The sequence below is a fragment of the Halomonas sp. I1 genome, from assembly GCF_032334135.1.
Classification (GTDB): Bacteria; Pseudomonadota; Gammaproteobacteria; order Pseudomonadales; family Halomonadaceae; genus Halomonas.
Window position 1 is genome coordinate 69,216 of sequence record NZ_JAVXUS010000009.1, and the last position, 12,377, is coordinate 81,592.

Sequence of the window (12,377 nt, forward strand, 5' to 3'; positions counted from 1 at the left end):
AGGCAGGTAGCGATGGGACGCGTTTTGCGTTAAATTCAGACCGTGATTCCAATTTTTGTGAAACGAGGGGTGGGGCTATGGCAGCGTCGCAAAAACCCGACAATGTAGCCGCCGTCATGAAGGTGTTCGGGATTCTCGAAGGGTTGGCCGAGCAAAGGGAAATTGGCCTGTCCGAGCTTTCCCAGCGTGCTGTCACATCGAAAAGCACCGCCTATCGCTTCCTGCAGACGATGAAAGAACTGGGCTATGTCAGTCAGGAAGAAGAGTCGGAGAAGTATGCATTGACCTTGAAGCTCTTCGAGCTGGGGTCTTCTGCTCTGCAGCATGTCGATTTGACGCGCCTGGCCGACGTGGAGATGCGCAAGCTCTCAGAGGAGACCCACGAGGCGATCCATCTGGGGGTTCTGGATGATGATCCCCGGCAGATCATGTACATCCACAAGTACAGCTCTCAGTACAACCTGTGCATGCAGTCGCGTATCGGTCGTCGAAATCCGGTGTATTCAACGGCGATGGGGAAGACGCTTCTGGCTTGGATGGAGCAGGAGCGGGCAAGGGAAGTGCTCGAGTCCGTGGATTTCGAACCCCATACCGAACACACCTTGACCAGCGTGGAAGCGGTCATGGGCGAATTGCCCGAGATCAGAAAAGAGGGTGTGGCGGAAGATCGGGAAGAAGCCGAGCTGGGCGTGCGCTGCCTGTCGGTTCCGGTGTTCGACCGCTTCGGCCATGCGGTGGCAGCCCTGAGCTTGTCATTCCCCGTGGTGCGCTATGACACGAAGAAACGAGCCGAATACGTACGTTTGTTGCATGAGGCCGGTAAGCGCATTTCCGAAGGGCAGGGATACCACGAGTATGCCTTCGAAGATCGCTCCCTGGCTGTCTGATGAATGCGCTTTCGGCCGGACGCAGCCGACAGGCTGCGTCCGGTCTATCGGATGGGGCGCTATCTGGCCAGCCATCCTCCATCCACTGCAAGAGCATGCCCATTGACGTAGTTCGACGCGTCCGAGGCTAGAAATACCGCGGCACCGGCGAGGTCTTCGGGAGCTCCCCAGCGTCCGGCAGGTATTCGGCCAAGGATCTCGCGACTGCGCTCGGGGTCGTTGCGCAATGCTTCCGTATTGTTGGTGGCCATATAGCCGGGAGCGATGGCATTGGCGTTGATGCCGTGAGAGGCCCATTCATTTGCCATCAATCGGGTGACCCCCAGGACGCCGCTCTTCGAGGCCGTATAGGAAGGGACCCTGATGCCCCCCTGGAAGGACAGCATCGAGGCGATATTGATGATCTTGCCTCGCCGCTGTCCTTCGATGCAGGTCCGGGCGAAGGCCTGGGAAAGGAAGAACAGGTTCTTGATGTTGACGTCCATGACGTCGTCCCAGTCCTGTTCGGTGAATGTCAGAGCATCCGCGCGACGGATGATGCCGGCATTGTTGACCAGGATATCGGCACCGCCGAAATGTTCCTCGGTCTGGGCGAGGATGTTGTCGATCGGCGTCGTGTCGGCCAGGTCGGCTTCCACGGACAAGAATGCCACGCCCATCGCCTCGACGTGCCGTCGGGTCTCTTCGGGCGGGCGACGGTTGACGGCCACGATGTTGCATCCTGCACCGGCCAGGCCCAGCGCCATGCCCTGGCCCAGGCCAGTGTTGCTGCCGGTGACGATGGCAGTCTTGCCGCTCAAGTCGAAAAGCTGACTCATCTGACTCATGGAGACCTCCTTTCAACTCAGCGCAGTTCCGACATGGCAACGTGGTCCATGTCAGGGAAGGTCTGGTTCTCGCCGACCATGGCCCAGATGAAGGTGTAGCTGCCGGTGCCTACGCCGGAATGCAGCGACCAGCTTGGAGACAGGACCGCCTGGCGGTTGCGCACGACCAGGTGCCGGGTCTCCTGGGGTTCCCCCATCATGTGGAAGACCAGGCTGTCGTCGGCCATGTCAAAGTAGAAATAGGCTTCCATGCGTCGCTCATGGGTATGACAGGGCATGGTGTTCCACAGGCTGCCTTCCTCGAGGCGGGTCATCCCCATCAGAAGCTGGCAGGTGGGGAGTACATCCGGCACCAGGTACTTGTAGATGGTTCGACGATTGCTGTTGGCCGTGTCGCCCAGGGTCTGTGGCGATGCATCCTCGAGGGTCACCTTGCGAGTCGGATATGCCTGGTGAGCAGGCGCGCACGTCATGTAGAAAGCGGCCGGTCTATCGGCGTTCTGGCTTTCGAACTGGACATCACGGCTGCCCTTGCCGATATAAAGACCTTCGTGGGTGCCGACCTCATGACGCGTACCATCGACGACCACGGTTCCCGGGCCGCCAATGTTGATGGTGCCGAGCTCGCGGCGCTCGAGGAAGAAATCGGTTCCGGTCTGCTGGCCAAGAGACGCGGGGATGGTCACGGCTTCCCCGGCCGGTTGGGCGCCTCCGATGATGATGCGATCGATGTGGCTGTATACCAGCTTGAGCTGATTGTCGACGAACAACTCTTCAATCAGGAACTGGTCACGAAGTCCCTGGGTGTCGAGGTTCTTGGCATGTTCGCTGTGGATCGCCTGACGAATCTCCATGCGTTCTCCGGAATCGGTGGTTCTATAAAATTGAAATGCAAGTTCAAAATAGCATCGCCGCCATGCTGGATCAAGACGGCCATCGTCTGGCCGGCGTAGGGGGTCGTCGGAGTTCGATAATCGATGGCCGTCCCTCGGACAGGCGGCAGGCCGTCAGAAGGGCATGGGATATCGCGGGATCATGTCGGAAACCGACCGATCAGGGGGAATCGCTATTCCCGCGTTCATCGAGCAGGGCATCCCGGAAGTAGTCGTTGATACGGGTATGGCTGCGGGCGTACCAGTCGTCATCCTTGGTGATGGCGCGTTCGGCATTCAGCGGGTGGGTGGGGATGTGCAGGCGCATGTCGACGCCGCTGTCGGGGTGGGTGGTGACCTGCAGGGTCGCCGAGCGACGCGAGGGGCCATAGGGGATGAGTCGGGCCAGGGCGGCCTGGCGTTCGCTGGAGGTGGCGAAGCGGATGAATTCGCGGGCGGCATCCGGGTGAGCGGCACCGCGCGGCAGGGCCCAGGTTTCGTGCTCCTGGACCTGACCGTCCCAGAGGATCTCGATGGGCAGGTCACGGTTGATCATGGCGTCGAAGAAGCGCCCGTTGTAGCCCGAGGCCATCACCACTTCCCCCTCGGCGAGCAGACGCACCGGGGCGTCCCCGGCCTCCCACCAATGCAGGTTCTCGAGGCTGTCGATTCGCTTGAAGGCGAGCGACAGGCCGCGGCGTGTGCTGAGCAGCCGATAGATTTCCTCCCGGGGCACGCCGTAGGAGAGCAGTGCCCACTCCAGGTTAACCGCGGGCGTGCGTTGCAGGGCGCGAGGCCCAGGGAAGCGTTCCTGGTCGAAGAGGTCGGCGATCTCGGTGGGCCGCCGACCCGGGAAGGCATCGCGACGATAGGCGACGACGGTGGCGAAGACCGAGTGGGTGATGGAGCAGCGGTTCAGGGCGCCAGCGATGAAGTCGCGTGCGGCGGGAGTGCCGTCCGGCGCGGGAGCGAGCAGCTCGGGGGAGAGCGGCGCGAGCAGGTTCTCGGCACAGGCAGCCTTGGCCTGACTGCGGGTCATGTCGATCAAGTCCCAGGCCACATCGCCTTCGGCCACAGCCTGGCGCAGCTCGACGATGCCGCCGTCGTACTGCTGAACCTCCACCGGAATGCCCGTGGCCTCGGTGAAGGGGTCGAACAGGGCGCGTTGCTGGGCACGCTCATAGGCGCCGCCCCAGCTGAGCACGGTCAGCGGTTCCCCTGTCGCCTCATCGCCGTGGGCCGAGTGGGCCAGCAGGATCGTCAAGCCGAGCAGGGCACCGGTGCAGGCGCGGCGCATGATGTGATCAACCCGTGCCATGTTCCTCCCGTCGCAGTTCTTCACTGTACTGCAGGTAAGCGCGGGCGATACTCGCCTCGTAGACCACGCCAAGGAAGGCGTCGCCGGCCTTGTCGTCGACCACGGCGATCGCCTCGCCGGTGACATCCTGGAGCTGATGCATGGCGTCCCACACCGAGGCTTCCGGCCCCAGTACCGGGCGCGGGGTACGTGGGCAGTCGCGTACCTGGCGTTGTCCCTGGCCGCGACCGCGCATCACCTCGAGGTCGGCCAGCGTCACGCTGCTTCGATAACGCCCCTTGTCATCGACCAGGTAAGCCTCGCCATGGCCGCCGTTGCCCAGGGCCGTCACGGCATCGTCCACGCTGTCGTGCGGATTCAGGGTCACGCAGTCCTGGCTCAGCAGATGCTTGAGCCTGGCACTCTGCAGCAGGGCTCGGCCGCGCCCGGCCGAGAGGTCCAGGCCGCGCCGGGCAAGCTGGATATCGAACAGCGAGCGGCCGAAGAGCTGGGCCGCGATGGGGCTGGCCAGGGTCACACTGGCCAGGGCGGCGGTGGTCAATACATAGCTGCCGGTGAGTTCGAAGACGATCAGCAGGCTGGTCAGGGGGGCGCCGATCACCGGTGCGGTCACCGCGACCATGCCGCATACGGCATAGAAGACGAAGGTATCGCCGGCCAGGCCGGCATCGCCGATCAGGGTGCCGCACAGGGCACCGAACAGGGTGCCGATCACCAGCGCCGGGCTGAACACGCCGCCACCGAAGCCCATGCCGATGCACAGTGCCGTGGCGGCGAGCTTGAGCACCATGACGATGATCAATTCGAGACTTCCGAAGGCTCCCTCGATGGTGGCGAAACGCAGGGTCTCCTGGCCCATGCCGAGGATGTCCGGCACCCAGAGGGCGACGAGACCGAGGGCCGCCCCGGCCAGGGCGGGGCGCAACGAGGGCACCACGGGCAGGCGGCCGGCCCAGCGGCCGACGGCGAGAATCGCATGCATGTAAGCGCCGGCCACCAGGGCACCGAGGCCGCCGATGACGATGAAGGCCGCGAACTCCCAGGGCCGCGGCACGGCGGTATCGGTCACGTGGAAGAGTGCGCCGCTCGACAGCACGTTGGTGGCGATGACATGACCGACGATGGCGGCGGCGGCCACCGGTGCGAAGGCCCGCAGGGCATAGTGGCGCAGCACCACTTCATGGGCGAAGACGATGCCGGCCAGGGGGGCATGAAAGGCCGTGGCGATGGCCGCCGCCACCCCGCAGGCAATGGCCACGTTATCGTCGGAGCGCCCCAGCCTGAGCAGCTTCGCGCCTACCGAGCCCAGGCTGGCACCCAGATGTACCAGGGGACCGTACTGACCCACGGAAGCCCCGGCGCCGAGCGATACCAGGCCGGACAGTGCCGAGAGGACGCCGGCTCGGGCCGGAAGGCGACCGCGACGCGTCTGCACGGCGGCGATCACGTCGGCGGGCGTGTGGGGACGGCGTTCGCGGATGGCGCGGTGCAATTGTCCCACGACCAGGCCACCGAGGGTGGGCACCAGCACGGTGGCGATGGCGAGCGCCTCGGGGTGGGCGAACATCATGCGCCCGCGCGGCGAGATCAGCAGCACATCGTTGAGCCAGAGCACCGCACTCACGAAGCCCACGGCAGCGAGTGCCGCCAGGCCGCCGATCAACGCACCCAGTACCACCAGACCCAGGAAACGCACCATGCCCCGAGCGCCCTGGGTCGGGTGCTTGGGGTCGTGTGCCCGCGTTGTTTCCGGCTCGCCTGCCACGTCGATTCGTCCCTGTGCGTATGGCGTTGTACCGCCCGATGCGATGAGTCGCGGTGGGACAGGTCATGTCGCTCCATCCGGGAGCCGGGGCTGTCCAACCGCATGATGTCCAAGCCTAGCCCATATATCGAGGCAATCTCGACAATGGGTGAGCTGGCCCGGTCGATACACGCGCGGCGAGTTCACGTCCCAGGCGCACCGCGTTGCGCGCTGGAGCGCTGTCATGACGGCGTTCCAGCGCTGGGCAGGTGTCGATTGGGCGCCGTTGAATCAGGGTGAGCCGGCCCTTTGCGTCACATGGTGTGCCAGGGTGAGCGGGGCGGTTCCGACAATGTCTCCAGGACGATCTCCAGGCCCCGGTCGAGTTCTTCCCGGGTCGCCGGTGGTCCCAGGCAGAGACGCAGCGCCTGGGGAGCCGGTTCGCTCCCCATGCAGAAGGGCTCCGGGGTGGCGATGTGGACTCCGCGTTGCGAGAGCATCTCCTGGGCCTGGCTGCTGCGCAGCCCGACCGGCAAGGGCAGCCAGACCAGCGATGAGCCCTGGCGGCTCGATGGCCCGTAAGCCGCCAGGCGGTCGAGTGCCAGGTGTCGGCGGGCGGCGAGTTCGTCGACTTGCCAGTGAAGCAGTTCCAGGCTGCCGGCATCTTCCATCCAGCGACAGGCCGCCTCGACCATCAACGGCGGTACCATCCAGCTCTGGGAACGCAAGGCGGAACACAAGCGTTCCTGCAGTTGATCCGGCACCGTCAGGCTACCGATACGCAATCCGCCGGCCAGTACCTTGGACGTACTGAAAATGTGCAGGGTGCGTTCCGGTGCCAGTTCGATCAGCGGCGTGCCGCGCTCGCTCTCGGGTAGGTACTGAACGGCGTCCTCGATGAGCCAGAAATCGTGCTCTCGGGCCAGGGCCACCAAGCGTTCGCGGCGGTCCTCCGTGAGATGCGCGCCGGTAGGGTTGTTAAGATCCGGCGTGCTATAGAGCAGGCGCGGCGGCTGGCGCGCGCACAACCGGGCCAGGGCTTCCACATCCAGGCCATCGGCATCCATCGGCACGGCCAACGGACGCAGATGAGCCTGCTGGGCGGCGCAGATGAATCCCGGGTAGGTGAGGGTGTCGGCGGCCACCAGGTCGCCCGGTTGGGCCAGGGTTCGTACCACCAGATGGATACCGTGCTGGCCGCCCTGGGTTACCAGCAGGCGGGCGGGGTCGTCGGGCAGGCCAAGGCGGCCCTGCCAGGCGGCAATGCGAGCACGCTGGGCCTCGTTGCCCGCCTCGTGCTGATATTCAGTGGCTGCCTGAAGCGCTTCGGAAGACGCCGTGATGCTCTCGAGCGCGCGCTGCAGCCCCTGGGCACGCTGGGGGTGAGGCGGCGGCAGGCTCATGCCCATGTCGATGACGCCGCTCGCCTGCGGGCGCGTCGCGCGGAACGTCGCCGTCGACTCGGCGTCCTTGTGTCGTACATAGGTGCCGCTACCGACCCGCGATTCGACCCAGCCCTGACGCTGTGCCTCGGCATAGGCGCGGGTGATGGTGCCGATGGTCACGCCGAGCGTGTCGGCAAGGCGACGCTGGGGCGGCAAGCGCTCTCCCGGTGCCAGTTCGCCCCGGGTGATGGCATCGGCCATGGCATCGGCGATGCGGCGGTAGCGGGGGCCGCCTTCGGTTAGCCGGGGTGTCCAGATTGTCATGGTGACAATAAAACCTTTGACGCCAATTTTGTCCCCATTATGCTCAATGAAACGGGGAATGAAAGCCCGTTTGTTCAATATTGTATGGGTACAATTTTATGAACTCGCTGGCATATCTGGGGCCCGTGACCCTGTTCATGATCTCGATGACCATCACGCCAGGCCCCAACAATGTGATGTTGACCGCCTCCGGCGCCAACTATGGCTTTCGGCGTACCATGCCGCATCTGCTGGGTATCCTCGGAGGATGCTTCGTGCTCTTTGCGGCGATTGCCCTGGGGCTGGGTATCGTCTTCGAGCGTTATCCGCTGGTGCAGACGGCACTACGGGTGATTGGCAGCCTCTATCTGCTGTACCTGGCCTGGAAGATCGCCACCGCACCGCCGCCCGAGTTCGGCAATGTCGAGGGTCGCCCCCTCGGTTTCTGGCAGGCGGCGGCCTTCCAGTTCGCCAACCCCAAGGCCTGGGTCATGGGGCTGACGCTGATGGCGAGCTTCCTGCCGGAAGGCGGCAATACCGTCGTCAATGCCCTCCTGCTGGCCGGCTTCGCCGAACTGGTGGGGCTGCCCTGCATCGCCCTCTGGGCAGGCTTCGGCATGGCCATCGGCCGCTGGCTCAAGGGGCCGCGCGCATGGCGGGTCTTCAACGGCACCATGGGCGCGCTCACCGCGGCCTGTGTATTCTTCATCCTCGGTTGACGGCGAGGTCGTCATCATCGGAGCGGCGTGCCACCAGGGTGATCTCGACGTTGGCGTTGTCTAGCAGGGCCGGTGACTGGGTGCAGGTGCGGGCGGGGTAATGCGGCGACTCGAAGAAATCGGCATAGGCCGCATCCAGCTCGTAAATCTTCTCGAGATCGGTGAGATGCACATCGGCGCGCACCACATCGGCAAGCGTGCAGTCCACCGAATCGAGCAGGTGCTGCACACGGCGCATGATCCAGCGGGTTTCCTCGCCCACATCGCCGAGTATCGCCTCGTTGCCCTGGATATCCGCGGCCGTCAGCCCCGAGAGGTAGACGTAGCGGTCGTCCAGCACCACATGGCTGCCGGGAAAGGTGGGGGTGGGCATAGTGGCATCGTTATGGAAAGTCGGCATCTTGGCTCCTGTTCCATGGCATGGCCTTCATGACCTGCGACAGGCAGCCGAGCGGTGATGTTCCTCAGAGCCAACGGGGATCCGCCGTAAACGCCACGGTAAACCAACGATGCTCGGCGGGGATGCTCAACCCGCTGGCGATCGCCTCGCGGACCTCGTCGAGCTCGGCCACGCCGCGCTCGGCGGCGAACTCGGGCGTGGTGACGAGGTGGATCTCGATGAAATGGCCCCGACCGCTCTTGGCCACGTGGCTGCTGTACTCGAGCAGGCCTTCGCGTTGCATCACCGGTGTCATGGCGGCATGCACCTCGCGGTCGATGGCGCTCGGCGCCATCAGGAACACCTCCTTCATGGCCCGGCGCACGATGCCGATGGGCACCGGCATGAAGGCCACCGTCAGGACGGTCAGCAACAGCGAATCGACATAGGGCGTGAGGTGCGAGTAGGGCGTGCGCTGCAGGATCAGGGCGACGACGAAGGCCACCAGCAGGGCACTGGTGATCAGCGCCGCCATCAGCCAGCTATGCATGTCGATGCGCACGAACTCCGAGCCGACGCGGCGATTGAGACGGCGCTGATAGGCAGCCATGGTGAAGCAGACGATGGCCACCACCACGGCATAGACGCTCGCCAGGCCGAAGGCCAGGTCATGGCCGCCGGTCATCATCCCCTGGACGGCATTGAGGAAGGCATAGAAACACAACAACAGCAGGATGGCACCGTTGAGCGCTGCCACCAGTGGTTCCAGGTGCCAGTAACCATGCTGGAAGCGCTGGCTGACCTCCCGGGCGATCAGCCGCGTGACCACCAGCGCCAGGGCCGACATGGCCGCGTCGATGGTCGAGAAGACCCCATCGAAGAGAATCGACCGAGACCCCGCCAGAAGACCGAAGCTGACCCCTAGGCAGGAGACCAGCAGGGTCATGACGATGGAAACCTTGAGGGCGCGTTGCTCGAGAGTAGATGACATGAAGCGTTCGCCTGATGACCGGAAACCGACAGTCTAGCCGAGGGATGATGGCTGAACAGTACCCCCGATGATGTATATCGCTTCAGCGAACCATGTCGATTTGCTCGCTCTCGAAACGACTCATGAAGGAAGCGACGGCGATGTCACGCTGTCGCGAGTCACTTCAATGCTGGATGGAGGAGCACAAGATGACATATGTCGATGGATTCGTGGCCGCCGTTCCCACCGCCAATCGCGAGCAATACCTGCAGCATGTTCGCGCCTGCGCGGCGGTCTTCAAGGAATACGGTGTTCTCAAGCTGGTGGAATGCTGGGGCGATGACGTGCCGGATGGCGAGGTCACCTCCTTCCCCATGGCCGTGAAGCGTCAGCCGGAGGAAACCGTCGTCTTCGGCTGGTTCCTCTGGCCTTCGCGCGAAGCCCGCGAACAGGCCATGCCAAAGCTCATGGAAGACCCTCGCCTGCAGCCCGACGTCAATCCCATGCCGTTCGACGGCAAGCGTCTACTCTATGGGGGGTTCGAGGTCATTTTCGACGAATAGGTCCCTGCCAGGAGGAGTTTTGTCATGCACCGTATCACGCCCTTCCTGTGGTTCGATGGTCAGGCGGAAGAAGCGGCTCGTTTCTATGTCTCGGTATTTCCCGACTCCCGCATCGAGCGGGTGGTGAAGTCGCCGACCGACACGCCGAACGTGCCGGCCGGCGGGGTGCTGCTGGTGGAGTTCGTCCTCGACGGCGCGCGCTACCTGGGCATGAACGGCGGGCCCGGCATGCCCTTCACCGAGGCGATTTCGCTGCACATCGACTGCGCCGACCAGGCCGAGGTGGATTACTACTGGCACGCCCTGATCGAGGGCGGTCGCCCCATCCAGTGCGGTTGGCTCGAGGATCGCTGGGGACTGCGCTGGCAGGTGGTGCCCGTGCGCATGCACGAACTGATGCGCGACCCCGATTCCGAGCGCGCCCGGCGCGCCATGGAGGCGATGATGCAGATGGAAAAGTTCATCATCGCCGACCTGGAGCGTGCCGCGGACGGCGGCTGAATGGTGTTCCACACTAGTGTCCTGTTTCGGAGGTTCGTTGAACTACAGTCAACCTCTGATACAGGGCACTAGAAGTTGATGCAGAATTTCGGCGGCCCTCAGGGCCGCCATGCGCCATTGCTGCTCTTCTTCTCTGCTCGCTATCGCATCATGGCGCCCACCAGCTGTTCCTCACAGAACGCATTCAGCAATTTTTCATAACCTCTGAGCAATGGTTCCCAAGAAATCAGGGGTTTCTATCCTATATGCTTGCGGCTTAGTCGGGTCGAGATCACTTTGAGTGGGAAGGAAAATAGGTGTCCGTACAGAGCTAAGGAGGCGTTTGTCGCAAGTTTCGTGCGTTGCTTCGAGAAACGGAAATGTCAATAGAGTGTCGCCGCTTGGCAGGGGGCACTACAGCTAGAGGTCAAGAGGAAGTGAGGGTGATGAGAGAGAATGTGATTGTCCAGGTTCTTCAGATTTCGTTGTTCGCAATTCCCTTGGTTATTTCTCCTGGTCCAAACAATTTACTTGTAACCGCGAATTGCGCCAGGTTTGGTTATAGGCGAACTTTGCCGACCTTGGCGGGAATATCCCTGGGCGTCATCATTCTGTTCATGGCAGTCGCACTTGGGCTAGGCGGTCTGTTGAGTCACTATCCCGCTCTCCATATGGCTCTCAAGATCCTGGGGTCAGCATACATCCTATATCTCGCATACAAACTGTATACCTCACAGGCAGTGGGTGCTGAGAATGGCAAGAATTATCACCCTATAACGCTGCGTCAGGCAGCCTTGTTACAGGTTCTCAACCCCAAGATCTGGATCCTTGCAGCTACCGCAACATCGACTTTTCTCCCACTCACAGGGGCTGTGTACACAGATGCCATCCTGCTGTCTGGAACGCTGGGAATGATTTTCTTTCCGTGCAATTCAGTTTGGGCAATGAGTGGAGCCTTGATGCGCAGGTTGCTACACGACCGAATTTTTTTTCGGCTTATGGGGGGGCTGACAGCATCTTCCGCGGTATTTCTACTCATATGATGTCAGTGACGACCCAAGCGCTTCCGGAGTGTCGCAGGAGGATATCCATAGTGGCGCTTGAAGGCCTGGGTGAATTGACTATGCTGAGTATACCCGCACTCAAGAGCAATCATCATTACCTTCTCATCTGTTTTCTCGAGCAGTGAGTGTGCCCGGCCAAGACGAATCTGGGTCAAGTAGGCATGGGGAGTCTGCCCAAAAGTGTTCTTGAATTTGCGTAGAAAATGGAAGCGGCTGAGGTTAGCAAGTTCTGAAAGGTCCTCTAGCTGGATGGGAGCTTCGAGGTTTTCATTCAAGTAATCTCGAATTAATGCGGCTTGGCAAGCTGTTAAGGATCCCCGTGGATCTTCTTCTGCGAGTCCTTTTTCGGAAAAGTGATGAAAGGTGTTCTGCAAGATCCAGGTCATGAGGCTTTCAATGCCCAGAGAAAGCGAGTGGTCGCTCCAGTCTGCCTTAGAAAGGCTTTGGGCTGCGGAGCTGATTACTGGCTCTGACTCTTGAAATACTTCTCGAAAGTGGCAGCGATCAGGGTCTCGACGTATTGACCGAAGCAAGTCCGTATCAAAACGTCGAGGGTCAAAGTAGATGTGGAGGAAGTTTAACCTATCATCAATCTTCCAGGACGACGCTCCTCTGCCTCTGGGGAATAGGCAGATGGCATCTTTAAAGCCTTTTCTGATCACTTTTTGGCCACGTACCTGGCTACAGTTTTTCCCCTCAGAAAGGTAGATGCTTAACACATTTTCAGACGTTCCTTGATATTTCGTTAGAGTATTGCGGCCAGACCACTCGGAAAGCACGATGCCGGATGGTAGCCGCTTGGAACGAACCGCTGTCGCGCCAGCCGTTTCAAGAGACTTCTGAACTGTAGTCGAACTTGAGTGTGG

Annotated in this window: 13 protein-coding genes; 5 read left to right on the plus strand and 8 right to left on the minus strand. The window is 62.1% G+C overall.

What is annotated here, in order from left to right; translation table 11 throughout:
* Positions 1 to 77 precede the first annotated feature (77 nt).
* Positions 78 to 887, plus strand: a complete 810-nt coding sequence (gene kdgR, locus RSO41_RS11150; protein ID WP_315619179.1) for a DNA-binding transcriptional regulator KdgR — start codon at positions 78 to 80, stop codon at positions 885 to 887.
* Positions 888 to 946: 59 nt separating this feature from the next.
* On the opposite strand, the gene kduD is transcribed toward kdgR, so the two are convergent.
* The 5 genes from kduD to RSO41_RS11175 all read right to left on the minus strand — a co-directional run bounded on the left by kduD (position 947) and on the right by RSO41_RS11175 (position 7,357).
* Complete coding sequence (gene kduD, locus RSO41_RS11155) at positions 947 to 1,705, minus strand: 2-dehydro-3-deoxy-D-gluconate 5-dehydrogenase KduD (protein ID WP_315619228.1); 759 nt, start codon at positions 1,703 to 1,705, stop codon at positions 947 to 949.
* A 26-nt stretch (positions 1,706 to 1,731) separates the two neighbouring features.
* On the minus strand, positions 1,732 to 2,568 hold the full coding sequence (kduI, locus tag RSO41_RS11160; RefSeq protein ID WP_315619180.1) for a 5-dehydro-4-deoxy-D-glucuronate isomerase: 837 nt from the start codon (positions 2,566 to 2,568) through the stop codon (positions 1,732 to 1,734).
* A gap of 199 nt (positions 2,569 to 2,767) precedes the next feature.
* Complete coding sequence (locus tag RSO41_RS11165) at positions 2,768 to 3,904, minus strand: ABC transporter substrate-binding protein (RefSeq protein WP_315619181.1); 1,137 nt, start codon at positions 3,902 to 3,904, stop codon at positions 2,768 to 2,770.
* Positions 3,891 to 5,669, minus strand: a complete 1,779-nt coding sequence (locus tag RSO41_RS11170; protein WP_315619182.1) for a chloride channel protein — start codon at positions 5,667 to 5,669, stop codon at positions 3,891 to 3,893. Before RSO41_RS11170 ends, RSO41_RS11165 begins: the two co-directional genes overlap by 14 nt.
* Positions 5,670 to 5,962: 293 nt before the next feature.
* On the minus strand, positions 5,963 to 7,357 hold the full coding sequence (locus tag RSO41_RS11175; RefSeq protein WP_315619183.1) for a PLP-dependent aminotransferase family protein: 1,395 nt from the start codon (positions 7,355 to 7,357) through the stop codon (positions 5,963 to 5,965).
* Positions 7,358 to 7,455: 98 nt separating this feature from the next.
* Here RSO41_RS11175 and RSO41_RS11180 point away from each other — a divergent pair, with 98 nt between their 5' ends.
* A complete protein-coding gene (locus tag RSO41_RS11180; protein ID WP_315619184.1) occupies positions 7,456 to 8,055 on the plus strand; it encodes a LysE family translocator in 600 nt (199 codons plus the stop codon).
* On the opposite strand, the gene RSO41_RS11185 is transcribed toward RSO41_RS11180, so the two are convergent.
* Together RSO41_RS11185 and RSO41_RS11190 are read right to left on the minus strand one after the other, a co-directional pair.
* A complete protein-coding gene (locus RSO41_RS11185; protein ID WP_315619185.1) occupies positions 8,042 to 8,455 on the minus strand; it encodes a RidA family protein in 414 nt (137 codons plus the stop codon). The genes RSO41_RS11180 and RSO41_RS11185 overlap by 14 nt on opposite strands.
* Positions 8,456 to 8,519: 64 nt before the next feature.
* Positions 8,520 to 9,425 carry a cation diffusion facilitator family transporter gene (locus tag RSO41_RS11190; protein WP_315619186.1) on the minus strand — a complete coding sequence of 302 codons (906 nt, stop codon included), beginning with the start codon at positions 9,423 to 9,425 and terminating at the stop codon, positions 8,520 to 8,522.
* Positions 9,426 to 9,613: 188 nt separating this feature from the next.
* Between RSO41_RS11190 and RSO41_RS11195 the strand changes: the two genes are divergently transcribed.
* The 3 genes from RSO41_RS11195 to RSO41_RS18470 all read left to right on the plus strand — a co-directional run bounded on the left by RSO41_RS11195 (position 9,614) and on the right by RSO41_RS18470 (position 11,490).
* The gene (locus tag RSO41_RS11195) at positions 9,614 to 9,967 is read left to right on the plus strand and encodes a DUF1428 domain-containing protein (RefSeq protein WP_315619187.1); all 354 of its coding nucleotides are present in this window, start codon (positions 9,614 to 9,616) and stop codon (positions 9,965 to 9,967) included.
* Between the two features lie 24 nt (positions 9,968 to 9,991).
* Positions 9,992 to 10,468 (plus strand): VOC family protein, encoded by a 477-nt coding sequence (locus RSO41_RS11200; RefSeq protein ID WP_315619188.1) that lies wholly within the window; start codon positions 9,992 to 9,994, stop codon positions 10,466 to 10,468.
* A 425-nt stretch (positions 10,469 to 10,893) separates the two neighbouring features.
* Complete coding sequence (locus RSO41_RS18470; RefSeq protein ID WP_410000325.1) at positions 10,894 to 11,490, plus strand: LysE family translocator; 597 nt, start codon at positions 10,894 to 10,896, stop codon at positions 11,488 to 11,490.
* Between the two features lie 2 nt (positions 11,491 to 11,492).
* Here the strand turns inward: RSO41_RS18470 and RSO41_RS11205 are convergent, their stop codons facing one another.
* Positions 11,493 to 11,897, minus strand: coding sequence for an AraC family transcriptional regulator (locus RSO41_RS11205; RefSeq protein WP_315619189.1), 405 nt, complete (start codon positions 11,895 to 11,897; stop codon positions 11,493 to 11,495).
* Positions 11,898 to 12,377 lie beyond the last annotated feature (480 nt).

Excerpts from the sequence above, each read along its gene's own strand:
- RSO41_RS11195 (WP_315619187.1), top strand. The coding sequence starts at position 9,614 with ATGACATATGTCGATGGATTCGTGGCCGCCGTTCCCACCGCCAATCGC.
- kduI (WP_315619180.1), bottom strand. The coding sequence starts at position 2,568 with ATGGAGATTCGTCAGGCGATCCACAGCGAACATGCCAAGAACCTCGAC.
- RSO41_RS11175 (WP_315619183.1), bottom strand. The coding sequence starts at position 7,357 with ATGACAATCTGGACACCCCGGCTAACCGAAGGCGGCCCCCGCTACCGC.
- RSO41_RS11180 (WP_315619184.1), top strand. The coding sequence starts at position 7,456 with ATGAACTCGCTGGCATATCTGGGGCCCGTGACCCTGTTCATGATCTCG.
- RSO41_RS11205 (WP_315619189.1), bottom strand. The coding sequence starts at position 11,897 with ATGACCTGGATCTTGCAGAACACCTTTCATCACTTTTCCGAAAAAGGA.
- RSO41_RS18470 (WP_410000325.1), top strand. The coding sequence starts at position 10,894 with ATGAGAGAGAATGTGATTGTCCAGGTTCTTCAGATTTCGTTGTTCGCA.
- kdgR (WP_315619179.1), top strand. The coding sequence starts at position 78 with ATGGCAGCGTCGCAAAAACCCGACAATGTAGCCGCCGTCATGAAGGTG.
- RSO41_RS11200 (WP_315619188.1), top strand. The coding sequence starts at position 9,992 with ATGCACCGTATCACGCCCTTCCTGTGGTTCGATGGTCAGGCGGAAGAA.
- RSO41_RS11190 (WP_315619186.1), bottom strand. The coding sequence starts at position 9,425 with ATGTCATCTACTCTCGAGCAACGCGCCCTCAAGGTTTCCATCGTCATG.
- RSO41_RS11185 (WP_315619185.1), bottom strand. The coding sequence starts at position 8,455 with ATGCCGACTTTCCATAACGATGCCACTATGCCCACCCCCACCTTTCCC.
- kduD (WP_315619228.1), bottom strand. The coding sequence starts at position 1,705 with ATGAGTCAGCTTTTCGACTTGAGCGGCAAGACTGCCATCGTCACCGGC.
- RSO41_RS11165 (WP_315619181.1), bottom strand. The coding sequence starts at position 3,904 with ATGGCACGGGTTGATCACATCATGCGCCGCGCCTGCACCGGTGCCCTG.